Origin of the sequence: Halobacillus naozhouensis (assembly GCF_029714185.1) — a bacterium.
Lineage (GTDB): Bacteria > Bacillota > Bacilli > Bacillales > Halobacillaceae > Halobacillus_A > Halobacillus_A naozhouensis.
The window spans coordinates 2,933,186-2,956,660 of the sequence record NZ_CP121671.1 but is presented as its reverse complement, the minus strand read 5'-3'; the positions used below and the strand labels follow the sequence as shown (position 1 = coordinate 2,956,660).

Sequence of the window (23,475 nt, the reverse complement as noted above, 5' to 3'; positions counted from 1 at the left end):
AGGGGAAAGAATTTGATGAAGAAAATAAACATAGTCTTAGTTGCCTTTTTATTCGTACTAGGCTCTCTGCTGACTTCTACTGGAAGCGTAGTGGCGAATTCAGAACTCGATAATGTAAAGGACAAGCTAAGTGATCTCGAAGAAGAACAAGGAAATGTAAATGAAAAACAGGGCAATGTTTCTGAGAAAGCAAGTGAAACGAAAGAAAAGATTGAAGAAAATGAAGAGGAACAAGCAGAAACTCAATCTCAAATGGCGTCTCTTGATCAAGAACTGACAGACATTCAGGAACAGCTTCGTACGAAAGAAGCGGAAATCAAAGACAATGAAGAAGCGATCAAGAAAAACGAAGCAGAGATCAAAAAGCTGGAAGAGGAAATTAAGGTTCTCAAAAAGCGTATTGATAAAAGAGAGAAGCTTCTAACCAAACGCTTACGTGCCATGCAGCAAAGTGGCGGAGATATTAAGTATTTGGAAGTCTTAATGGGAGCTCAAAACTTCGGTGATTTTATTGATCGTGCATCTGCAGTGACGACGATTATGGACCAAGATAAAGATATTCTTGATAAACATATGGCGGATAAGAAACTTTTAGAAGAAAAGAAAGTTGAAGTGGAAGAAAGAAAGAAAGAATTAGAGAAGCAAAAGCAAAAACTAGAACAGCAAAAACAAGAATTAGAGTCTATTAAAGCAGAGCTTGATGCTAAGATGGCAGAAAAGAAAGAGCTCATGGAAGAGCTTGAGATTAAAAATGAACAGCTTCACAAACATAAGATGGAACTTGAGGAAGAACAAGCCATTTTAAGTAACCAGGAAGCAACGATCCAACAAGCGATCCAAAATGCGAAAGAAGAACGAGCTCAGATCAAGGCAGAAATTGAAAAACAGAAAGAACAGGAAAGACAACGCGAGGCGGCTGAATCAGACAGTTCCAGTAATGGTAGTGCTAGCGCCAGTGCCAGCAGTTCATCTGCTCCAGCATCCGTTTCCCTTCCATCTGCAAGTGGTAAGTTTATTCGACCTGCAAGTGGACCTGTTACTTCAGGGTTTGGAGCTCGTTGGGGAGGCAACCACCCAGGAATAGACATTGGTGGAAACGGCAGGCCAGTAGTAGCTGCTGCTTCAGGAACGGTATTACGCTCCTATTATTCCGAAAGTTATGGAAATGTTGTTTTCTTAACTCACTATATGAATGGTCAAGTTTACACAACCGTTTATGCACATATGCAAAACCGTAATGTTAGTACTGGCCAATCTGTTAGTCAGGGAACTACGCTAGGGTTAATGGGGTCAACTGGTAATTCAACCGGACCGCACCTGCATTTTGAAATTCATGAGGGACCTTGGAATGCTTCGAAAAGCAATGCTGTAAATCCAAGAAACCATGTAAACTTTTAATTTTTGACAAAAGAACTTGTGCACACCGTGATCTTCTAGAGACATGGTGTGCATTTTTCGCAAGTTCACATATATCCCAATATTTGTGAGAACGTTATAGCTTTTTATAATATTGGGGATACCTGTTTAAAGGAGTAAATTCTTACAGAAAGGGGAGAGAGTAACCATGAGGAAAATTGTAGCAATAGTGACCGTCATTCTAACTTTACAAGTGTTCATCGTCCCAACCGTTTTCGGCGAAACGGATTCTCCATCTCCCCCTGAACTAAAAAGTGAAGCCGCCATCGTGATGGATTCAAAATCAGGTGAAGTACTATATGCAAAGAATGCTGAAAAAGAGATGTACCCAGCTAGTTTGACTAAGATTGCGACAGCGATTTATACGATCGAACATGTTGATCTGGATGAAGTTGCAACAGTCAGCAGCAATGCCAGGCATACAGAAGGTACGCGTGTATATTTAAAAGAAGGCGAACGAGCGACATTGAAGAAGCTGCTTCAAGGGCTGCTGATTAATTCGGGAAATGATGCTGGTGTAGCGATTGCTGAACATATAAGTGGCAGTGTCGAGGAGTTTGCTGAGAAGTTAAATGACTATTTAAAAACCGAGATCGGTGTAAGCGATACTCATTTTGAAAATCCGCATGGCCTATTTAACCCTAATCATGTAACAACAGCCGAGGATTTAGCCAAGATCACGAAATATGCCATGAATAATGAAGTATTTAGAACAATTTTTGGTACGAAAAAGCTGAAATGGGATGGCGCCGCCTGGGATACTACTCTTTATAGCCATCATAAATTAACGAGGCAAAAACTTTATGATAAGGTCGTAACTGGTGGAAAAACGGGATTTGTCAACCAATCAGGCTTTACGTTAGCTACTACGGCAAAGAAAGATAACATTAGCTTAATCATCATTACCTTAAACAGCAAGTTCCAAAGAGGAGCCTATAATGATACGATTAAACTGTTGAATTATGGGTTTGAAAATTTTCAAACTTCCAGTATCTCAGAGGGCACTGCCTATCATGTAGATGGAAAAGAGTATATTGCCCCGAAAAAGCTTTACTATACACACTTTAAAACGAAACAGGTCGTTGAAAAGGTAAAAGCGGGTGGAGTATTGGAGATCACCGATCAAGCTGGTAAGGTATTATCTTCCTTCCAATTAAAAGATCCTGATTCCTCTGTCGAAAAAGATGCCAGTGCTCAGTCTGCTCATCATACAGGGACAGGTTTTCCTATTCAGAGCCATTTGCCAAATCTATTTGTTAGTATTGGCTTAAGCATAGTCGATCTTTTCAATAAGTACATTTAAGAATTTTTGTTAGTTAACATCGGACCTTGGAAGTTGATCCCTTCAGGTCCGATGTTTTTCTTTAGAAAGGTGGAGAGTAGGAGGTAAGAATGGAGTCTGCCTCTGTAACCATGGCTGACAGGATATCTTCTGCCCGGTCCTCCCTGCTTAATCTCGGGCTTTGCCCGGACCAAAGCGACATGTACTGCGGCTTCTGTTGGATAGCAGCCGTTTTTCTTATTTCTTTTGTTAGGCTATTTTGGATCGGGTAGTCAGGTAGAGAATGTTCGTAAGGGGCCATATCCTTGATAAAGAGATTATCAATTCCTCTGGCCGTTTTACCGCTAAAAGCTGAAGTCATCACTGTAGCATCCTCTGAACTGGTAAGGATGGCTTGCTTATGCTGGTGTTTCGCACTACTTTCTTTACTTGTGACAAAGGCTGTCCCCATCTGTATACCTTGCGCACCGAGCATCATAGAGGCCAGGAGTCCCCGTGCGTCCATGATTCCACCAGCAGCAACGACAGGAATAGATACTTTATCGACCACTTGGGGAACAAGTGACATCGTTCCTATCATTGATTTTTGAAACGAGCCGTTGAATGTTCCGCGGTGACCGCCTGCTTCATACCCTTGAGCAACAATTGCATCCATTCCGGCTTCCTCGTTGAGTATGGCCTCCTCGACTGTAGTGGCTGTTCCAATTAACTTAATATCGTTTGCTTTTAATTTGTTGATCCATTCTTTTGGAGGAAGTCCAAAAGTAAAACTGCAAACTTGTACGTGTTCTTCTATAATCTTTTCTAATTGTTGTTCAAATACGTGCTTGATTTCGCCTGAACTTTCCTGGATTCCTAGTTCCTTTAAGTAGGGTTGTAACAATTTGTTTGAAGCGTCAATTTGAGTTGAGGTACTGCTTATTTTTCCAGGGACAAAGACATTGACGGCAAAGGGTTTATGAGTCTTCTGCTTGATACTTTTTATTACGGTTTGCATTTCATCAGGGTCCATATATCCTGCCCCTAAAGATCCTAAGCCCCCCGCATTTGAGACAGCAGCGACCAGCTCCGGCGTGGTGATTCCGCCTGCCATTCCTGCTTGAATAATTGGAAGTTCAATACCTAATAACTCCGTTAACCTCGTTTGCTTCCACATACAAATCCCTCCCGTGTAGTCGTTTCTTTAACCTTAAGGGAGGGCATGCTGAGGTGCAAGAGAATAATTTAATTTTATGATTTAGATTTACGCTTATTGATCATCAACCGCTTTGTTTTTTCATTTACAAAGGCATAGATAATATCTTTAGGTACGGACCCCTGATGTCGTAATTCCTTATCCAGCCAGTCTTTATCAAGGTCTAATAAGGTTAAATTATGGTTTTGAATTCTCCCGTCAACAATCACGGCAATAGGCAGTCCCTCATCCTGGATGGTAATATTCATATGTTCGACGGTCACGGGAGTATTTGCTGCAGTAGGGATAACACTCAGCTCTCCAATTGGTTCCAGCAAGGCATATTCGACATCACTTACTTTCGGGTATCCTTTACTTCTAAGAATGGACAGCAGCTGACCGACGGAAAGGTGGGCTTTTTCTAAGTTATCCTCGAGGATTTCGCCTTTTTTAATTAATAAGGTAGGCTGTCCTAAGAATAAGCGATTGCCAATCTGATTGAGTGTTAAGAGTGAAAAAAGAACGTGCAATAGCACGAGAATACCTAGCGCGATAATGGTTGGAATGAATTTTGTGCTGATGAGGGGTTCTGAAGCAAGTGTACCGATGATAATGATGGCCACTAAGTCATAGGGAGTCATTTGTACAATCGTCGATTTTCCCATGATTCTCATGATGGCGATTGTGACTAAGTATAAGGTTAGTATTTTAATAAAGAATATCATAATAGGGTGATCTCCTTAATGGTAACTTTTCTTTATATGTTGCGTAATGTGCGTGGGCTCATTCATATTCCGGGAAAAAATGATTCACCGTTTTCACGGATTTCTATCATTCCTCTCTTATCGTTCGGACCGGTTCAGCTATGCCAGAAGTATGCTTTTTCATGTTTTTGTTATAGTTAAGACTTTATATGTGGTATTATTTAGTTAATTGTAATAGCAGTCCAAAGGTTAAATTAATATATGAAAAATGAGAGAAGCTTGGACATGCCTTTAGGAGCAGCGGCATATCATAAGTAGTACAGGCATCGCACATTTACGGTGTGGTGCCTTGTTTGCTAGGATAGAATCATTCATAGAAAACTATTCACAGAAGGGTGAAGGCGATGAATATAAAGACGCGTTACGCTGCACTCATTGTAATTCTTGCAGTTCTGATCGGGGCTGCTGGTTCGTATATAGGGATGCAGTATTTTGGAGCGGAGAACGAAACACCAGCCGAACGACTGGCTAACGCGAGTGAAAAAGCGGAGAACTTTGGCAGTCTTTCCGAGGAAGAGCAGAAAGAGTTCATAGAAAAAATGGCTGGCAATAAAAACTTGAAAAAAGTTGACCAAGCCTTCAGTATTATTAAAAGTAATGCCTTGAAGGATGTCGATCAGCAGCAGCTGGTTGAGGGAGCTATTCAGGGGATGCTTGATACATTAGAAGATCCATACAGTGTGTATATGGATAAGAAAACGATGGAGCAATTTAATCAAACGATCGAATCTTCCTTTCAGGGAATAGGCGCGGAAGTAAGCATGGTAAACGATAAAGTAACGATTGTGGCGCCGATTAAGGGCTCCCCTGCTGAAGAAGCAGGGTTAAAGCCGAATGACCAAATCCTGAAAGTCGATGGTGAAAGCTTAGAGGGATTGGATTTATATGAAGCTGTGTTAAAAATTCGCGGTGAGAAGGGCTCCGAAGTTACCTTGAAAGTCGACCGTCCAGGAGTTAGTGAACCATTAAAGGTTGATATCGTTCGTGATAAAATCCCACTTGAAACCATATATACAGATACGAAAACTATTGAGGGCAAAAAAGCAGGTATCATTGAAATTACTTCTTTTTCAGAGGAAACAGCAAAGGATTTTAAAAAGGCTCTGACGAAATTGGAGAATGACGGAATAGAAGGCTTAGTGATTGATGTTCGTGGCAACCCTGGTGGCTTATTTACAGACGTTCAGGAAATATTAAAGCAATTTATTCCGAAAGATCACCCGATTGTTCAAGTGAAAAATAGTAAAGGAGAGGTCTCCAAATATTTCTCAGATATTGAGTCTAAGAAAGATTATCCGATTACAGTCGTAATGGATGAGGGGAGTGCTTCTGCTTCAGAAATTCTTGCCGGTGCCATGCACGAGGCCGGCGGATATGAACTTGTCGGTACTAAAACATTCGGCAAAGGAACCGTCCAGCAGACGATCCCAATGGGAGACGGAAGCACGATCAAGCTGACTCTATTCAAATGGCTGACACCTGAAGGGAACTGGATTCATGAAAAAGGAATCGAACCGACGGTTAAAGTGAAGCAGCCTGATTATTTCTATACTAGTCCTGTCGAAATAGAAGAGCCTCTGACCTATAATAATAATGGGGATAAGATCAAAAGTATTCAGGAAATGCTGAAAGGGTTAGGCTACTCACCTGGAAGAACGGATGGCTATTTCAGCGAAGAAACGAAAGAGGCTGTTGAGACGTTTCAGTCTGAACATCAGCTGAACGTAACGGGCGAAGTCGATGCCAAAACAGCTGGTAAACTGGAAGAACTGATCGTGAAAAAAGTACGTGATGAAGAGAATGATCGTCAAATGAAAAAAGCTCTTGAAGTTCTATTTCAATAGGCAGGAGTTGAATCGTTTTTTAGCGAAATAAGTCCGTAGTCATTGACTGCGGACTTTTTCATGAATCATCGAGAGGAGAATGGCTTGTGGATGTTTGGTGGGATGAGATAGGGAATGGGTTGGCGAAACTTTTTGTTCAGCCTCTATTTTATTGGTCTGTGATTCTGCTATTTATGTTGTCGGTTCGTAGAATAAAACAAGAACGGAGCACCTTCGGAACGAGAGTGTATGATATTTTTGCTGAGGGCAGAAGTACATGGCGTGTCTCGCTTGTCGGCGGGGCTGTCCTATCTGTACTGGCGATTGGCGGGGGGATCGTTGTCACGTATCCCTTTTTACTGCTGCTAAGCCTTGTAACGATTCTATTGAGTTTAACCTTGAAACTAACATGGCTGTCGGCTGCTTACACATTTGGGATTACATATTTGTTACTTATGGCCGTTCCATACATGCCAGCAGGTTTCCTTCCAGAGGGATGGGCAGACGCACTTGAAAATACCTCTCTTGAAGGAGTGGCGTTAATGATGAGTGTGCTGTTCCTGATTGAAGGGGTAATTTTGGCCAAAACGTCATCCAGGCGAACGTTTCCAGAACGTGTAAAGGGTAATCGTGGTAAGATGGTCGGTCAGCATCGGGTGAAAAAGTTAGTGCTCATCCCGATGGTGGGGTTGCTTCCGGCTGGTGCGATTGAACCATTTGCTCCCTGGTGGCCAATATTTTCAATTGGTGCGAACAGCTATGGGTTAATTTTTGTACCGTTATTAGTAGGCTGGGAATGGGTAGCAAGAGCTCAAACACCAAAACTTGTCGCGATGAAGGCAGGGCGACAAACACTGATCATTGCGATTGTCGCCTTAGTGTTATCGGCTGCAAGCTTATACTGGCCCATTTTGTCTCTGGCTGCAGTCGCCGTATGTCTGCTGGGCAGGGAAATGGTTTATGCTTTTCACCGCATGCATGAAAAACGTCAGCCTTTTTTCACGGCTGATCACCGTGGGGTACGTATTCTTGGAACTATACCCGGAAGTCCGGCGGATAAGATGGACTTACTGCCTGGGGAGCTGATTGTGCGTGTTAATTCAATCCCTGTTACCTCTGTTGAAGAGTTTTATGAAGCACTACAAACCAATCGGGCTCTGAGTAAAATTGAGGTAAAGGACTTTAGAGGGGAAAATCGGTTTACCCAGCGAGCCACGTATGAAGGGGAGCATCATGAATTAGGAATCCTATTTGTTCAGGAATCTTTCCGTAAACAATTGGCAGAATAACAAAGTGTCCAAAAGCTTTGACTTCAAGGCTTTTGGGCATTTTTTGTTCTAGTTCAAAACGACTTTACATAGACTTTCTTAATGAAAATGATTCTCAAATTCATTGACAACGGTCCACTTTGCTCATAAACTAGAAAGTGCAGACAAATAGATCGTGAAATTTTTCAGAATAGTAACTGATTACGCAACCAATATACAAATGAGCCTCGGAGCGTTTGTAAAGGGGAGATATAACAGATGGATTCACTGTTGGCAAACAATCTCACACTTGGATATGGTGACCAAATTATCATAGACTCATTAGATATTAAGATACCTAAAGGAAAAGTAACCGTTTTAATCGGAGGGAATGGCTGCGGTAAATCAACTCTGCTCCGTTCCTTAGCGAGACTGCTCAAGCCAAAATCAGGTGAAGTTGTGCTTGATAGTTCAGACATATCAAAAATGCGTACGAAAGATGTTGCCAAAAAAATGGCGATTTTACCGCAAAGTCCGACAACACCGGAAGGATTAAGTGTCTATCAGCTTGTAAAACAAGGACGCTATCCTTATCAAAGCTGGGCAAAGCGCTGGTCTCAGGAAGATGAGGATGCGGTTAATAAGGCTCTCGCAGATACAAACTTAACTGAGTTAAAAGAGCGCTCGGTAGACTCTTTGTCAGGCGGTCAGCGGCAGCGTGCCTGGATTGCTATGACGCTGGCTCAGGACACGGATTTACTATTACTGGATGAGCCGACCACATACTTAGATATGACACACCAGATTGACATTCTAGATTTATTATTTGATCTCAATCAGGATAATGGCCGTACTGTTGTCATGGTCTTGCATGATATTAATCTTGCTTGTCGTTATGCTGATCATATTGTAGCGGTTAAGGATAAAACGGTGTACGCACAAGGAAAACCTGAAGAAGTGATCAACTGTGAGTTAATGCAGCACGTCTTCGAAATGACTTGTGATGTTCGTGAGGATCCGATTTTTGGTACACCAATGTGTATTCCCCACGGCAAAGGGCGCTGTTTAATTAAACAAGCCCAGGCAGAGGCGCAAAAGCAGCCACAGACACAATTACAACAGAGACAAACGGTCTGAAATAAAAAAGACACGAATGGGCAAAAAATCCTATTTGTGTCTTTTTTTATGTTGTTATCCAGACGATGTTGTTTCAAAAAACGAACTTTTTCGACGGCTGATCAGGCCTTGTACTATGGTAAACAACATGGAAAGGGCACGATCTGTTTTTATCAGGATATGGATGGGAATTAAAGGATGGCTTCGGATCTATGTCTTGCTTGGTCCGAAGCCATCCTTTTATGAGTGCTTGTCTGGAATATGGGAAAGGTCTTTAAGTGTATGGGTCGGTTGCAGTCCAAGTTCAGGCCACTTCATCTTATTACGATTTACCCAGGCAGTATGAAAACCGTATTGTGTAGCACCGGCAATATCCCACGGGTTACTGGAGAAGAAAAGTATGTCATCCTTCTCCTGGTCCAATTTTTCCTGTGCAAATTGATAAGCATCTGGGTGTGGTTTATAAACTTTTGGATCATCTGCGCTAAGAAGAGAGAAGCTATTCGTAAGTTGATTGTTCTCGAGTAAAGGCTGCAGCATCGAACGCGTTCCGTTAGAGAATATCGTCAATTCTTTATCGGGATTATTCACAGCTAGCTGGGAGACCTCATGGTAAGGCTTCAGATGTTGATATTGGTTCATAAGCTGATCAACCGTTTCATCGTTAAAGCCTGCATCATTCGTAGTCAGGGCATCTAATAAAGCCCACTTTGTAACAAGATCAAAGGGCTGGTACCCTTGAATAAGCTGGCGAATCATACAATAATGAATTTGACGGTTTCGCCAGTCTTCGCTAATGTCGGGTCCTTTCTCAGGGTAGCAGCGGTGTATCGCATCTTTCACAGAATGAACATCAAACAACGTTCCGTAGGCATCAAAAACATAAGCCTGGTAATTCATGTTACAGTTCGCTCCTTTCAAGTTTTGCTTTCCCTGTCCTGTTTACAAATAAACAGCAGCTTGATCTATAAATGGCCGAAAGGCTTGTTGTGAGAGAGTTTTCTCAGCTATCTGGCTATGGGAGACTATGAGATGAGGCGAGTTCACAAAAAATTCATGTGGATGTGTACACATTGTACTCTTGTTTCAAGCTGTTTCATGATATGATTTGATAGATAGGACATTTACTATTCATCATTATTTTCAATAGAGAAAGGGTAAGACGATGAAGAAATTCTCCATTTTAACAACTTTCATCACTTTTCTTGCGCTCATCCTTGGTAATCTGGTTGTAGCGACGGATTCAGGTGATGCTTGCGGAACGACATGGCCGTTATGTAATGGTTCAATCTTTCCGGATATTACAAATTATCACGTGATCATCGAATATTCCCATCGCTTAATGGTGCCGTTATTGGCTATGCTGACGTTTGTTAATGCCGTGGGAGCTATTGCAAAACATCGGGAAAGGCGTTCTGTCTTTATTTTGGCAGTTATGAGTCTTGCCATGCTGGTCTTTCAATCATTGATAGGCGGCTTCAATGTTTTGCTGGGAACGCCTCCTGGATTCACAACTCTTGATGTGACATTCAGTCAAGTTCTCTTGCTTATCTTAGTGCTGCTAAGCTACAGTCTTCATAACGAAAAAGTAGAACTGGATAAGACGAGTTGGTCGACGGTGAGCATGAGCTACCGTGCCTTTTTAATTGGTTTTTCCATATACATGGTTCAAATCATTTTAGGAGCATTCTTTAAACATAGTGCAGCAAGTAATGTACTATTGGACATTCCGGCTATGGAGTATTTAATCAGAAGTGAAGCCATCGCTAATATGATTTATTCCCTTCACTGGGTAGCTACAGTGGTTATATTTGTTGCGGCCATCTGGTTTGTTATCTATGCATCTAAATTTAAATACCATGTGGCCTTATCCTGGTTGTATTTGATTTCGATTTTATCCAATGCTGTCGTAGGGTTTGTCATTGTGGTTACAGGAAATGTAGTAATTGCTTCATCACTTCATATGATCATTTCTACGGTCACAACGGTAATTGGCGGCAGTATTCTCGGTGGGTATTGGTTTAAATTAGATAAAAAAGGAATATGATAAGCTGGCGCTGTGAGAGATAATCTTTCACAGCGTTTTTTTATGATAAAAAGCTGACGCCGGATAAGTTTAGAACTCACCGGAGTCAGCTTTTTTGTAAAACGATAAGAGGGACGTGTCTATTATTGAAACAGTTCCCGGATCTCTTTTTCGCTTAATGATGTGAGCATAGATTCACCTGGCTGGATAATCTGGTCAACTAAATCACGTTTCTTTTGCTGAAGCTGGTAGATACGTTCCTCAATCGTTCCTTCTGAAATCATTCGGATCACTTGGACGACTTTTTCCTGACCGATTCGATGGGCCCGGCCGGCGGCTTGCTCCTCAATCGCCGGGTTCCACCATAAATCATAAAGTATCACAGTATCAGCGCCCGTAAGGTTTAATCCTGTACCTCCGGCTTTCAAGGAGATGAGGAAAGCATCGTTTTCTCCCTGGTTGAATTGTTCTACCATTTCAACACGCTGTTCACTCTTCGTTTGCCCGTCTAAATAAAAGGCATCCAGCCCCGTTTTAGTTAACTCTTGATGGAGGATTTTGAGCATGCTTGAGAATTGAGAGAAGATAAGGATACGGTGCCCGCCATCCTTCAGTTCAGCTACCAGCTCTTTAAGCTGCTCAAGCTTGCCTGACTCTCCTTCATAGTTTTCCAAAAACAAAGAGGGGTGGCAGCAGATTTGGCGAAGGCGGGTCAGCCCGGCCAGGATCTCAAGTTTACCCCGCTGGAATCCTTTCTGAGCAATGGTTTCCTGAATATCGGATTGGATTTTTTCTAAATAAGCTAAATAGACTTCTTTTTGTGGTCGTGTCAGTTCGGAATATTGCACGGTCTCAATTTTATCTGGAAGCTCTTCCAGCACCTCTGTCTTCATCCTTCTTAAAATAAATGGCCGCGTCATGCGAGCGATTTTCTCTGGTTTCATTTGAAGAAACTTCTTCTTGCTGGAATAAAAGCCCGGCATAATCGTACGAAACAGCGACCAGAGTTCGTGCAAGGAATTCTCGATAGGTGTTCCACTTAAGGCAAAACGGTGCTTCGCCTGGAGACTGCGCACAGCTTGGGCTGTTTTCGTAGCCTCATTTTTAATCGCTTGAGCTTCGTCTAAGATCATAGCGTGGAAGTTCACTTGTTTATAAGCTGGAGCATCCTGTCTCAGTAACGGGTACGAGGTGATAAGAATGTCAGCCGTACTTTGTTCAATCTGTTCCCTTCTTGCGAGAGGATCCCCATTTATGACTTGAACAGATAAGGTTGGAGAAAACTTCTCGAACTCCTTTTTCCAATTGTAGACAAGGGATGCGGGGGCAACGATAAGAGCAGGATTGTCCATGAGTTGTTCTTCTTTTTCATAGAGAAGAAAGGCAATACTTTGGACTGTTTTCCCTAACCCCATATCATCAGCTAAAACACCGCCTAATCCATAAGCAGCCAGTGTCTTCAGCCAGCGAAAGCCGGTTAGCTGGTAAGTACGAAGATCCGCTTCTAAACGTTCAGGCGGATCAATCATAAGCGACTGTGGTGATCGTAATCGCTGAACAAGTTGATCGAACCGTTCATTGCGCTCCTTAGCTTCCAGCTGAAGGGCTTCATCAACTTGCAAACTGCGTACTTTGGCTACTTGTAATGAGTGATCGTCAACATCAGAGGTGGTTAATTCAAGTTCATCTGCCAGTCTTTGAAAACGCTCAAAGGACTCTGACGTAAGTGATAGAAAAGCACCGTCCGACAGTCGGTAATATTTCTTGCGTTCAATGGCTGCTCTAAGTGCAGCCGTGACATCATCATCTGATATCCCTTCTATTCCAAAACGAATATCGAGCCAGCTGCCATCTCCTTCGATTTGAACGGATGGGATCAGCTCACGATGCTGGTCTTCGAGCAGGGAGCGTACTGAAGAAGAGGTGTAGACTTCTGCCAGCTCCCGCAGTTTCGGAAGATAGACAGTCATAAACTCTTCAAGCTCCTCTTCATCCTCAATATAAACGGTTTCGCCGTCAAATTTAAATTCGGCCTGTTCAATGATTTGGATGATGGCCTGCTCTGTATCGTTATCACGTTGAATGATCAGTTGATTTGAATCTTTCGATTGCTTAAAAGGCTGGATCATATGTTCACCGTAATGAAATTGGACATCAACGGTTAATGCCCAGCCTGCAAAGTCGAGGTAGGCTTTAGGTTTGAGTTCCTCCTGAATTATTTTTTCCTTAGCCGTGTGATTCAATTGAACATGAGCAATGGATTCAAGCTCTGGCAGTACATAAGATACAATGCCTTCCATATCCATCTGGCCAACTGTATGGTTTCCGTTTGAATTGTAAGGCAGTAGAGCGTGCAGAGTTTGGACGACTTCTTCTTTAGTTTGATCGAGAAGGTAAAAGCAAGCCTGTTTATAGAGCATGTGATAATCTTTCACATATTCAAAGGTTTTAAGCTGGTTCATATGCATGTGGTAGCTTCCTCGCTCTTCAGAAATATAAAAGGAGAGCTTAGGGAATTCCTTTTCTACTTGCAAAGGCCCAACTTTTTCTCCGCGTTCGATCACTTCACACTCTGCTGCTTCAAGCATTTGAAGTAATTCTGGTGCGAGTGAAGGAGGGATGGCTAATATTTTCTGTTCTCCACCATTCCAATGTCGATCGTAAAATAGCTCTTGTTCATAAGCTTTAAATAGCGAGTCGAAAATTTGCTTATCTTCGTCTGTAAAATAATGTTCAGCAGGGTCAAAGCTGAACTTTTTAGAGAGTCTATAGGGTTCTTCTTGCCGCACATGTTGGAGAAGCTGGCGGATATCTTTAATCACATAGGGATAGCTTTCCCCCAGTTTAAGTTCAATTCCGAGGCTCTTACTCCCTAACAGAGATTGAACATGCAGGAAATATTGGATCTGCAAAGGGCGTTTTACAGACTGCGCATACTTATTTTCCTGTCGGTTACGAAATGTTTCTGATAGGCGTTTCGCGAATAATCGATCATGACTCATGGAGGAAAACTGTTCTCTCGAAGGAGAAACTGTTTCCGTTTTGGGTGCTGATTTTAAAATGGCTTGCTCACGAATAGCCAGCAGCACAGCAGCGATGTGTTTACAACTATAATAAGAGTCATAGGCAGGACATTCACAAGTAGCCTCCAGATCATCATCCTCAAAAAAGAAAACGCGTACTTCATAGTCATGAGTACCCGTTACTACCGCACGCCAGGATCTGATGGCGCTATTGTGAGAAAGACCGTACACTTTCCCTTGGTTGTAGTATGTTTCGCCCCGTTCATAAAACGTAGCACCTGTTATTTTCTTAATATCATTAGGTTGTAAAAGGTATGACTGCATAGATGGCATCCTAACTATCTTTTTTTCCATTATAACAGGAGAAGGGGTAACATTTCTATTACACCATTTCCTTCCACCTCAGGTCATCCATTTTTTGGATGACCTGAGGTGGAAGGAAATATCACGATTGATTTTATGGGTGGGTTGTGCTACTTTCAAGTGTATGGAGTAAGATAAATTGAGGAGACCGCTTGCTTCGGGTGAGCGGTTTTTGTATGGAGTGAAGAGGCCAATGTGATACGTATATCCTGCCTGAAGCATATAAAATGTAAGAGACTACGATTTGGAGGATATCACGATGACTATAAAGAATGAAATGAAAAAACGTCGTACGTTTGCGATTATATCTCACCCGGATGCCGGGAAAACAACGATTACCGAAAAGATGCTGCTGTTTGGAAATCTGATTCGATCAGCAGGGACGGTTAAAGGGAAGAAATCGGGCAAGTTTGCCACATCTGATTGGATGGAAATTGAAAAGCAGCGTGGAATCTCAGTCACTTCAAGTGTGATGAATTTTCCGTATAAAGACTATCAGGTTAATATTCTGGATACCCCAGGGCACGAAGACTTCAGTGAAGATACGTACAGAACATTAACAGCGGTTGATAGTGTCGTTATGGTGATTGACGCCACGAAGGGGATTGAGGCGCAGACGCTTAAACTTTTCAAAGTATGTAAAATGCGGGGAATCCCGATTTTTACCTTTATCAATAAGATGGACCGTGAAGGACGCGAACCGCTTGAATTGATGGAGGAGATTGAATCCACATTAAATATCGAAACGTATCCGCTGACATGGCCAGCAGGCATGGGTAAGCGTTTCTTAGGTGTGTTTGATCGTCACAATGAGCAGTTTGTTCAGTTCACCGGGAACGAAGAAGAGACGTACATCCCATACGATCAGCTTGACAGTCATAAAGAGTTGACAGATGATCCGACTTATCAAGAGGCAGAAGATGAGATGATGCTCGTTGATGAGGCCGGTGATGGTTTTGATTTGGAAAAAGTGATGAAGGGAGACCAAACGCCTGTCTTCTTCGGAAGTGCACTTGCACCATTCGGGGTGGAAACTTTTTTCAATACATTTATCGACTTCGCCCCTGAACCGGCACCGCGACGTTCAACGGAAGGGATCGTTTCACCCGATCATGAAGAGTTCTCCGGCTTTGTTTTCAAAATTCAAGCCAATATGAACCCGCAACACCGGGATCGAATAGCATTTGTGCGGATTTGTTCCGGAAAGTTCGAACGTGGAATGAATGTGACGCTTTCAAGAACAGGTAAGACATTCAAGCTGGCTCAGTCCCAGCAGTTTGTCGCTTCATCAAGAGGAACGGTAGAAGAAGGCTACGCCGGTGATATTATCGGAATTTATGATCCGAATATTTACCGAATTGGCGATACGATTGTGACCGGAAAACAGAACTTCGAATACGATGAACTTCCACAGTTCCCGCCAGAACTTTTCAAAAAAGTGACGGCCAAAAACGTAATGAAGTCGAAACAGTTTAAAAAAGGGTTGGAGCAGCTTGTGCAAGAGGGAGCGATCCAATTATTCAAGCGTTATCGATTTGAAGACTATATTATTGGAGCCGTTGGAGAGCTTCAATATGAAGTGTTTGAATATCGAATGAAAAATGAGTACAATGTCGAAGTGGAGTTAACATCCATGGGTGAACGGATTCCTCGCTGGATTCCGGAAGACCAGGTAGATGAGTCCATGTTCGATGAACGAAATATGCTTGCCGTTGACCGCGAAGGAAATCCACTTGTGTTATTTAAAAATGATTTCTCTCTTCGTTGGTTTAAAGATAAACATGAGGATATAGAATTGATTGATTTATTTGAAGTGAACCAATACGATCAGTCTTATTCATAATTGAAAGTGAAATCTCACTACCGTTTTGTGTAGTGAGATTTTTTGAGCTTTCCTCGCAAATGTGTAATAAAGCGAGTGAAATATGCAATTTTGCTATCAAATGTGCAGTTAATCTCGCGAATATGCAAAACATTAGATTAATGTGCAAATACATGATAATTTCATGCAATCCACAACTATATAATGCTACTTTCATCAATTTTATAAAATAAAAACCGAATGTTTGTTCGTTTTATGTTAGAATGATAAACTATTGTGGTAGACTATTGATGAATAGTGTATGAACGGAGGTTGTCCAAATGGAAACGGAGAATCGATTCGAATTAGTATCTGATTATACGCCACAAGGCGATCAGCCGAATGCCATCAAGGAACTGGTTGAAGGCATCGAGCGTGGTGAAAAGCACCAAACCCTGCTTGGTGCAACAGGTACAGGTAAAACATTTACGATGTCCAATGTGATTCAACAGGTGAATAAACCAACATTAATTATTGCTCATAATAAGACATTAGCGGGTCAATTATACAGTGAGTTTAAGGAATTTTTCCCTAATAATGCGGTGGAGTACTTTGTAAGCTTCTATGATTACTACCAGCCGGAGGCTTATGTACCACAAACTGATACATTTATTGAGAAGGATTCTAACATTAATGATGAAATTGACAAACTGCGTCATTCGGCAACGACTTCTTTATTTGAAAGAAATGATGTCATTATTGTAGCTAGTGTTTCGTGTATATATGGTTTAGGTTCTCCGGAAGAATACAGCAGTCAAGTTCTTTCTATTCGTCAAGGCATGGAACGTGACCGAGATGAACTGCTGCGTTTTCTCGTCGACATTCAATATGCCCGTAATGATATTGACTTCCAGCGCGGGACTTTTCGAGTCAGAGGAGACTCTGTTGAAATAATTCCTGCTTCAAAGGAAGAACATGCGATCCGGGTAGAATTTTTTGGTGATGAAATCGATCGAATTCGTGAAATTGATGTGCTGACAGGAGAAATCGTCGGTGAGCGTGAACATGTTGCCATTTTCCCTGCTTCTCACTTCGTAACAAGGGAACAAAAGTTAAAAAAAGCGATTGAAAATATCGAGAAAGAAATGCATGCACGAGTGAAGGAGCTCAAAGACCAAAATAAACTTTTGGAAGCCCAGCGCCTTGAACAGCGGACAAATTACGATTTAGAGATGATGAACGAAATGGGCTTTTGTTCTGGAATCGAGAATTACTCCCGTCATCTAACATTCAGGGAAGAAGGGGCCATGCCTTATACGCTGCTTGATTACTTTCCAGATGACTTTCTCATTATGGCGGATGAGTCACATGTAATGCTTCCGCAAATTCGCGGGATGTACAACGGAGATCGGGCACGTAAGCAAGTGCTTGTGGATCATGGGTTCCGTCTGCCTTCAGCCCTCGATAACCGTCCACTGACGTTTGGAGAATTTGAAAAGCACATAAATTTAATTACGTATGTATCTGCTACGCCAGGATCTTATGAGCTTGAGCACACTAAAAAATTAACCGAGCAAATCATCCGGCCAACAGGGCTGCTTGATCCAGAAATTGAAGTTCGGCCGATCCACGGGCAGATTGATGATCTAGTCGGCGAAATTAACATGCGCAGTAAACGTAATGAGCGGGTGCTGGTCACAACATTAACGAAAAAGATGTCAGAAGACCTTACCGATTATCTGAAGGATTTAGGGATAAAGGTAGCCTATCTCCATTCGGAAATCAAAACGTTTGAACGGATTGAAATTATCAGAGATCTAAGGCTGGGTAAATATGATGTCCTTGTGGGTATCAACCTGCTGCGAGAGGGTCTCGACCTTCCCGAAGTATCACTGGTTACGATACTGGACGCAGATAAGGAAGGTTTTCTACGCTCAGATCGTTCGTTAATTCAGACGATTGGCCGTGCAGCGCGTAACGAAAGTGGCCGGGTTATTATGTATGCCGATAAAACCACTAACTCGATGGAATACGCGATTGAGGAAACGTATCGTCGACGCGAAAAGCAAATTGCTTACAATGAACAGCACGGCATTACTCCCAAAACAATCAAGAAACAAATCCGTGATGTAATTCAAGTCAGCAAAGTCGCTGAAGACGCAACCACTTATGGTACGGAGAAAAAACCTTCAGAAATGACGAAGAAAGAACGTGCTGAATTGGTTGATAACTTAGAGACAGAAATGAAACAAGCAGCTAAGGACCTTGACTTTGAGAGAGCAGCTGAGCTTCGTGATATCATTTTGGAACTAAAAGCGGAAGGATGATCGGCTTATGGCCAGTAAAAATATCAGTATTAGGGGAGCAAGAGCCCACAATTTAAAGAATATTGACATTGATGTTCCGAAGAATAAACTTGTGGTCATGACAGGTCTTTCCGGGTCGGGGAAATCTTCCCTTGCTTTTGATACGATCTATGCGGAGGGGCAGCGCCGGTATGTGGAGTCGTTAAGTGCTTATGCTCGTCAGTTTCTTGGCCAGATGGACAAGCCTGATGTTGATTCTATTGAAGGGTTATCACCGGCTATTTCGATTGATCAAAAAACAACAAGCCGTAACCCCCGCTCTACAGTGGGTACGGTAACAGAAATCTTTGATTATCTGCGTTTGCTGTTTGCGCGAATCGGACGACCAACTTGTCCGAATCACGGGATAGAAATTGATTCACAAACAGTCCAGCAGATGGTGGATCAGATTATGGAACAACCTGAACGGACGAAACTGCAAATTCTGGCTCCTGTAATATCGGGGCGTAAAGGGCAACACGCCAAAGTTTTTGAGCAGCTGCAAAAAGAAGGCTATGTCCGCTTGCGAGTTGATGGAGAAATGCGCGAAGTCACTGAAGAGTTTAATCTTGAGAAAAATAAAAAGCATACCATCGAAGTTGTGGTTGATCGTGTTGTCGCAAAAGAAGGTGTCGAGGGGCGCCTGTCTGATTCACTGGAAACGGCCCTTAACCTTGGCGGCGGTCACGTGCTGGTAGATGTGATTGATGGCGAAGAAATGACTTTTAGCGAGCATCATGCTTGTCCGATCTGCGGCTTTTCGGTGAGTGAGCTTGAACCGCGCATGTTTTCATTCAACAGCCCATTCGGCGCATGTAATCGCTGCGATGGGCTCGGAACTAAACTTGAAGTGGATATTGATTTAGTGATCCCAGATTGGAACAAGTCGTTAAAAGAACATGCGATAGCCGCCTGGGAGCCGACAAGTTCACAATACTATCCTCAACTGCTGAAAAGTGTCGCCAAGCATTACGATATTGATTTAAACAAACCTGTTAAAGACTTACCTAAGGAACAATTAGATCGTGTGCTGTATGGCAGCGGAAAAGAAAAAATCTTTTTCCGGTATGAAAATGACTTTGGAAAAGTACGCGAGAATGAGATTTTCTTTGAAGGGGTCATTCCGAATGTTTCCAGAAGGTATCGTGAAACCGGTTCTGATTTTATTCGTGAACAAATGGAGAAATATATGATTCAAAAGCCATGCCCTAAATGTAAAGGGAATCGCTTAAATGAAGAAGCCCTGGCTGTCTTAATTAATGGTGAACACATTGGCCGTACGACAGATTTTTCTGTAGTAGAAGCGAAACAATTCTTTGAATCACTGGAATTGACGGAAAAAGAGAAAACCATTGCCCGGATGATTCTGAAGGAAATTTGTGAACGTTTAAGTTTTCTAGCCAATGTCGGACTTGATTATTTAACATTATCGAGATCAGCCGGCACCCTGTCTGGCGGGGAAGCACAGCGAATCCGACTGGCTACACAAATCGGATCAGCCTTAACCGGGGTACTGTACGTGTTAGACGAACCTTCAATCGGACTACATCAACGTGACAATGATCGTCTAATTACCACGCTAAAACGAATGAGGGACTTAGATAATACGCTGATTGTCGTAGAACATGATGAAGATACCATGTTGGCTGCTGATTACTTGATTGATATCGGACCGGGAGCCGGGGCCCATGGAGGAGAGATCGTAGCCCAGGGAACACCGAAACAAGTGATGCGCAGCCAGGGTTCGTTGACAGGTCAGTATTTAGCTGGGAAACAGTTTATCCCGCTGCCAGCAAAACGGCGTAAACCTGATGGACGCTACCTCAAGATCAAGCAAGCTGAAGAGAACAATTTGAAAAAGGTAAATGCTAAAATACCGCTCGGCTTATTGACAGCTGTGACAGGCGTTTCAGGTTCTGGCAAGAGTACATTAATCAATGAAATCTTGTACAAGTCACTGTCGAAGAAGCTTCATAATAGCAAACAAAAACCCGGGAAGCATAAAGAAATCGAAGGGATTGATATGCTGGAGAAAGTGATTGATATCGATCAGTCACCGATTGGACGTACCCCACGTTCTAATCCAGCTACGTATACAGGTGTTTTCGACAACATTAGGGATGTGTTTGCTCAGACGAATGAAGCCAAAATACGCGGCTATAAAAAGGGACGCTTTAGCTTTAACGTTAAAGGCGGTCGTTGTGAAGCTTGTCGCGGGGACGGAATTATTAAAATCGAAATGCACTTTTTACCGGACGTTTACGTCCCATGTGAAGTGTGTGACGGGAAACGTTATAACCGTGAAACACTGGAAGTAAAATATAAGGGAAAAAGTATTGCTGAAGTGTTGGGGATGACAATCGAAGAAGCGCTTGACTTTTTTGCAAACATTCCTAAGATCAGCCGGAAACTGCAGACAGTAGCTGATGTAGGGTTAGAATACATTAAACTAGGACAACCCGCTACCACCTTGTCTGGTGGCGAAGCACAGCGCGTGAAGCTTGCTAGTGAATTGCATCGCCGTTCTAATGGGAAATCCTTTTATATTCTGGATGAGCCAACCACAGGACTGCATGTAGATGACATTTCCCGATTACTGAGGGTACTTCAACGACTGGTGGAGAATGGAGATTCTGTATTAATTATTGAACACAACTTAGATGTGATAAAGGAAGCTGATCACATTATCGATCTCGGGCCTGAAGGCGGAGAAAAAGGTGGACAGATAATTGCAACAGGAACGCCGGAAAAAGTTGCCGATGAAGCAGACTCTTATACCGGTAAGTACTTAAAACCTATTCTCCAGCGGGACAGAAAGCGGATGGAAGACAAGCTGAGGTCAAAAGAAAAGGTTTTAAAATAGGTAGATGTTTTGACGGTTCGGTCGTAATTAAGTATCGTTAAACAAGAGACGTTTTAACGGGAGGAATTTTGGGATGAAAGCGATCGAACAATCCATTGTTCAAGAAAAGATTAATGAACTTGCTAATCAAGATGTATATGTACATTTAGAAACAACGAATGGTGCTTATGCCAGCCATTTTGATGAGAAAGCATACAATGTCGGAGCGTTTATTAGAAATGCTCAGGTTACGTATCAGCATGGCAAGATTGTCAGCACAGGTGGTTCCTATCGTGTTGGGCTAAAGCTGAATCTTGGCTGGGTTTATGCTGAAGGAGTTACCGATTTTGAAATTGATGATAAAGGACGATTACTGATGGCCGGACATGATCGGGAAGGTCGCTTGATGGTAGCCCTAGAAATTAGCGAAACCCCTTTTTCTCATGAGGCGGATGTTCATGAGTAATCAGCATGTTGTTGTTATTTTCCCGCACCCAGATGATGAATCATTCGGAGCCTCGGGGACCATTTCAAAATTCAGAGCCGAAGGAATTCCTGTCACCTATCTATGCGGAACGCTTGGTGAAATGGGGAGGAATATGGGGAGCCCAGTCTTCGCGAACCGCGAGACATTATCTTCTTTTCGCAGGCAGGAATTAACGGAGGCGGCCAAGCGGCTTGACATTGATGTAGAGCTGCTTGGTTATCGGGACAAGACATTAGAATTTGAACCGAAAGACGAGGTTGCCGACTACTTACGTGAAAAGTTGGAGGCATTGCGGCCCAGTCTAGTTATTACTCACTATCCAGGTTATGCCGTCCACCCTGATCATGATGCCCTTGCAGCAGCAGTGGTTGCAGCTATTGGCCAAATGAAAGAGTCGGTGAGGCCTGAAGTATGGATGCATGCGATTTCTAATTATCATGAGGAAGATCTTGGAGAACCTGATTATATTTTCGATATCGAACCTTATTGGGAGCAAAAGCTTGCCGCGATTCAGGCGCATTTATCCCAGGCTGATGGTATGATGAGCTTAATAGATAATCACGATCAGAAGTCAGAACAGACAGCTCGATTGAAGACGGAACGATTTTATAAATGGACATTCACTTGATGGTTCTTAAGCACCTTAGATGACAGTATTGTCTTTAAGGTGCTTTTTTAGTTTTCAACTCTCCTAAATGGGGAAGGCTTAAGGAAAAGGGGCGATTAGAACATGAATGAAGAACGTATGAGAATTCTTACGATGATTGAAAAAGGAACTATTACTGCAGAAGAAGGAGCTAAGCTGCTGACTGCTATGGAAGAAAAGGAATCCAATACAAATAAGTCTGCGAAAAAGAAGTATGGCTTTAAAGATTTTATCGGAGAAGCTGTTGATAAAATAAAAAATACTGACTTTGACCTATCGTTTGGAGAGTCAGTTGAATTCGAGCATGTATTTGAAACAGATGCGCTGTCATTTAACGACATTGATGCATCGATTGCGAACGGTTCACTCACCATTGTACCGTGGCAGGAGGACCGTGTCCGCGCTGAATATGGGGTGAAAGTGTATCAGGTTGAAAATGAAGAAGAAGCAAGATCCAGATTTGAGGCAGACAATCAGTTTGAAGTTAGCCAGGACTTGCTGCGTATATCCAGCCCATCTAAAAAAATGAAAGCTTCAATCAAATTGTATGTACCAGAAACTGAATATGAGTTTATTAAAGTCAAAGTATCAAATGGGTCGGTAACGTCTACATCAATTGATGCCAATCACTTTCAGCTTAAAACGGCAAATGGAGCTATCCAGTTAAGAGGTGCTCAAGGGGAAACGAGTAAACTTTCGACTGGAAATGGTTCCATTACAGTAACGGACAGTAAGTTTGAGACGTGTGAAACGGAAACCATCCATGGCAGTATGACGCTTAATGGTCAGTTCGGAAAAAATGATGCTACTACGATTTCAGGAGCGATTCATCTAACGAATAGCGGTGGGCATGCTCATACCGGTTTTTTCAAAACTTTAAGAGGAAGTATTACCCTGACATTGCCGCCGCATAAACGAATAGACGGGAAACTGAAATCTTCGGTTGGAAGTTTGAATTGCGAACTCGACAATTACAAAATTTTAAATAACAAAAAGGAAGTTATGAATAAAGAGCTTCAATTTGAAGCACATGAGGAGTATGAAGCAGCGTATCATTTAGAAGCAGAAACAAAAACGGGATCTGTGACAATTAAGAATCCTCGTTTGTAAATCCTGCTGC

16 protein-coding genes are annotated in these 23,475 nt (G+C 42.4%); 12 read left to right on the top strand and 4 right to left on the bottom strand.

Annotated elements, in window-relative coordinates; translation table 11 throughout:
• The first annotated feature begins 15 nt into the window (after window positions 1–15).
• The gene (locus P9989_RS15495) at window positions 16–1,398 is read left to right on the top strand and encodes a murein hydrolase activator EnvC family protein (RefSeq protein ID WP_283075769.1); all 1,383 of its coding nucleotides are present in this window, start codon (window positions 16–18) and stop codon (window positions 1,396–1,398) included.
• A gap of 166 nt (window positions 1,399–1,564) precedes the next feature.
• The gene (locus P9989_RS15490; protein WP_283075768.1) at window positions 1,565–2,719 is read left to right on the top strand and encodes a D-alanyl-D-alanine carboxypeptidase family protein; all 1,155 of its coding nucleotides are present in this window, start codon (window positions 1,565–1,567) and stop codon (window positions 2,717–2,719) included.
• 61 nt (window positions 2,720–2,780) lie between these two features.
• Here the strand turns inward: P9989_RS15490 and P9989_RS15485 are convergent, their stop codons facing one another.
• Together P9989_RS15485 and P9989_RS15480 are read right to left on the bottom strand one after the other, a co-directional pair.
• Window positions 2,781–3,854 carry an NAD(P)H-dependent flavin oxidoreductase gene (locus P9989_RS15485; RefSeq protein WP_283075767.1) on the bottom strand — a complete coding sequence of 358 codons (1,074 nt, stop codon included), beginning with the start codon at window positions 3,852–3,854 and terminating at the stop codon, window positions 2,781–2,783.
• A gap of 74 nt (window positions 3,855–3,928) precedes the next feature.
• A complete protein-coding gene (locus P9989_RS15480) occupies window positions 3,929–4,597 on the bottom strand; it encodes a DUF421 domain-containing protein (RefSeq protein WP_283075766.1) in 669 nt (222 codons plus the stop codon).
• Window positions 4,598–4,980: 383 nt separating this feature from the next.
• On the opposite strand from P9989_RS15480, the gene P9989_RS15475 reads away from it, so the two are divergent.
• The 3 genes from P9989_RS15475 (at window position 4,981) to P9989_RS15465 (ending at window position 8,843) form a co-directional block, all read left to right on the top strand.
• Window positions 4,981–6,480, top strand: coding sequence for a S41 family peptidase (locus tag P9989_RS15475; RefSeq protein ID WP_283075765.1), 1,500 nt, complete (start codon window positions 4,981–4,983; stop codon window positions 6,478–6,480).
• Between the two features lie 86 nt (window positions 6,481–6,566).
• Complete coding sequence (locus P9989_RS15470) at window positions 6,567–7,748, top strand: PDZ domain-containing protein (RefSeq protein ID WP_283075764.1); 1,182 nt, start codon at window positions 6,567–6,569, stop codon at window positions 7,746–7,748.
• Between the two features lie 237 nt (window positions 7,749–7,985).
• Window positions 7,986–8,843, top strand: a complete 858-nt coding sequence (locus P9989_RS15465; RefSeq protein ID WP_283075763.1) for an ABC transporter ATP-binding protein — start codon at window positions 7,986–7,988, stop codon at window positions 8,841–8,843.
• A 219-nt stretch (window positions 8,844–9,062) separates the two neighbouring features.
• On the opposite strand, the gene P9989_RS15460 is transcribed toward P9989_RS15465, so the two are convergent.
• A complete protein-coding gene (locus P9989_RS15460; RefSeq protein ID WP_283075762.1) occupies window positions 9,063–9,722 on the bottom strand; it encodes a haloacid dehalogenase type II in 660 nt (219 codons plus the stop codon).
• Window positions 9,723–9,987: 265 nt separating this feature from the next.
• Between P9989_RS15460 and P9989_RS15455 the strand changes: the two genes are divergently transcribed.
• Window positions 9,988–10,869: a COX15/CtaA family protein gene (locus tag P9989_RS15455; RefSeq protein WP_283075761.1), complete on the top strand. Its 882-nt coding sequence runs from the start codon at window positions 9,988–9,990 to the stop codon at window positions 10,867–10,869.
• A gap of 122 nt (window positions 10,870–10,991) precedes the next feature.
• Here P9989_RS15455 and P9989_RS15450 read toward each other — a convergent pair whose 3' ends face one another.
• A complete protein-coding gene (locus tag P9989_RS15450) occupies window positions 10,992–14,195 on the bottom strand; it encodes a DEAD/DEAH box helicase (protein WP_283075760.1) in 3,204 nt (1,067 codons plus the stop codon).
• 298 nt (window positions 14,196–14,493) lie between these two features.
• Between P9989_RS15450 and P9989_RS15445 the strand changes: the two genes are divergently transcribed.
• The 6 genes from P9989_RS15445 to P9989_RS15420 all read left to right on the top strand — a co-directional run bounded on the left by P9989_RS15445 (window position 14,494) and on the right by P9989_RS15420 (window position 23,465).
• Window positions 14,494–16,077 carry a peptide chain release factor 3 gene (locus P9989_RS15445; protein ID WP_283075759.1) on the top strand — a complete coding sequence of 528 codons (1,584 nt, stop codon included), beginning with the start codon at window positions 14,494–14,496 and terminating at the stop codon, window positions 16,075–16,077.
• Between the two features lie 299 nt (window positions 16,078–16,376).
• Complete coding sequence (uvrB, locus tag P9989_RS15440) at window positions 16,377–18,362, top strand: excinuclease ABC subunit UvrB (protein ID WP_283075758.1); 1,986 nt, start codon at window positions 16,377–16,379, stop codon at window positions 18,360–18,362.
• Window positions 18,363–18,369: 7 nt separating this feature from the next.
• On the top strand, window positions 18,370–21,243 hold the full coding sequence (gene uvrA, locus P9989_RS15435; protein WP_283075757.1) for an excinuclease ABC subunit UvrA: 2,874 nt from the start codon (window positions 18,370–18,372) through the stop codon (window positions 21,241–21,243).
• 73 nt (window positions 21,244–21,316) lie between these two features.
• The gene (locus tag P9989_RS15430) at window positions 21,317–21,688 is read left to right on the top strand and encodes a YojF family protein (RefSeq protein ID WP_283075756.1); all 372 of its coding nucleotides are present in this window, start codon (window positions 21,317–21,319) and stop codon (window positions 21,686–21,688) included.
• The gene (bshB2, locus tag P9989_RS15425) at window positions 21,681–22,337 is read left to right on the top strand and encodes a bacillithiol biosynthesis deacetylase BshB2 (RefSeq protein WP_283075755.1); all 657 of its coding nucleotides are present in this window, start codon (window positions 21,681–21,683) and stop codon (window positions 22,335–22,337) included. The genes P9989_RS15430 and bshB2 overlap by 8 nt, the downstream gene beginning before the upstream one ends.
• A gap of 102 nt (window positions 22,338–22,439) precedes the next feature.
• On the top strand, window positions 22,440–23,465 hold the full coding sequence (locus P9989_RS15420) for a DUF4097 family beta strand repeat-containing protein (RefSeq protein ID WP_283075754.1): 1,026 nt from the start codon (window positions 22,440–22,442) through the stop codon (window positions 23,463–23,465).
• The last annotated feature ends 10 nt before the right edge of the window (window positions 23,466–23,475 follow it).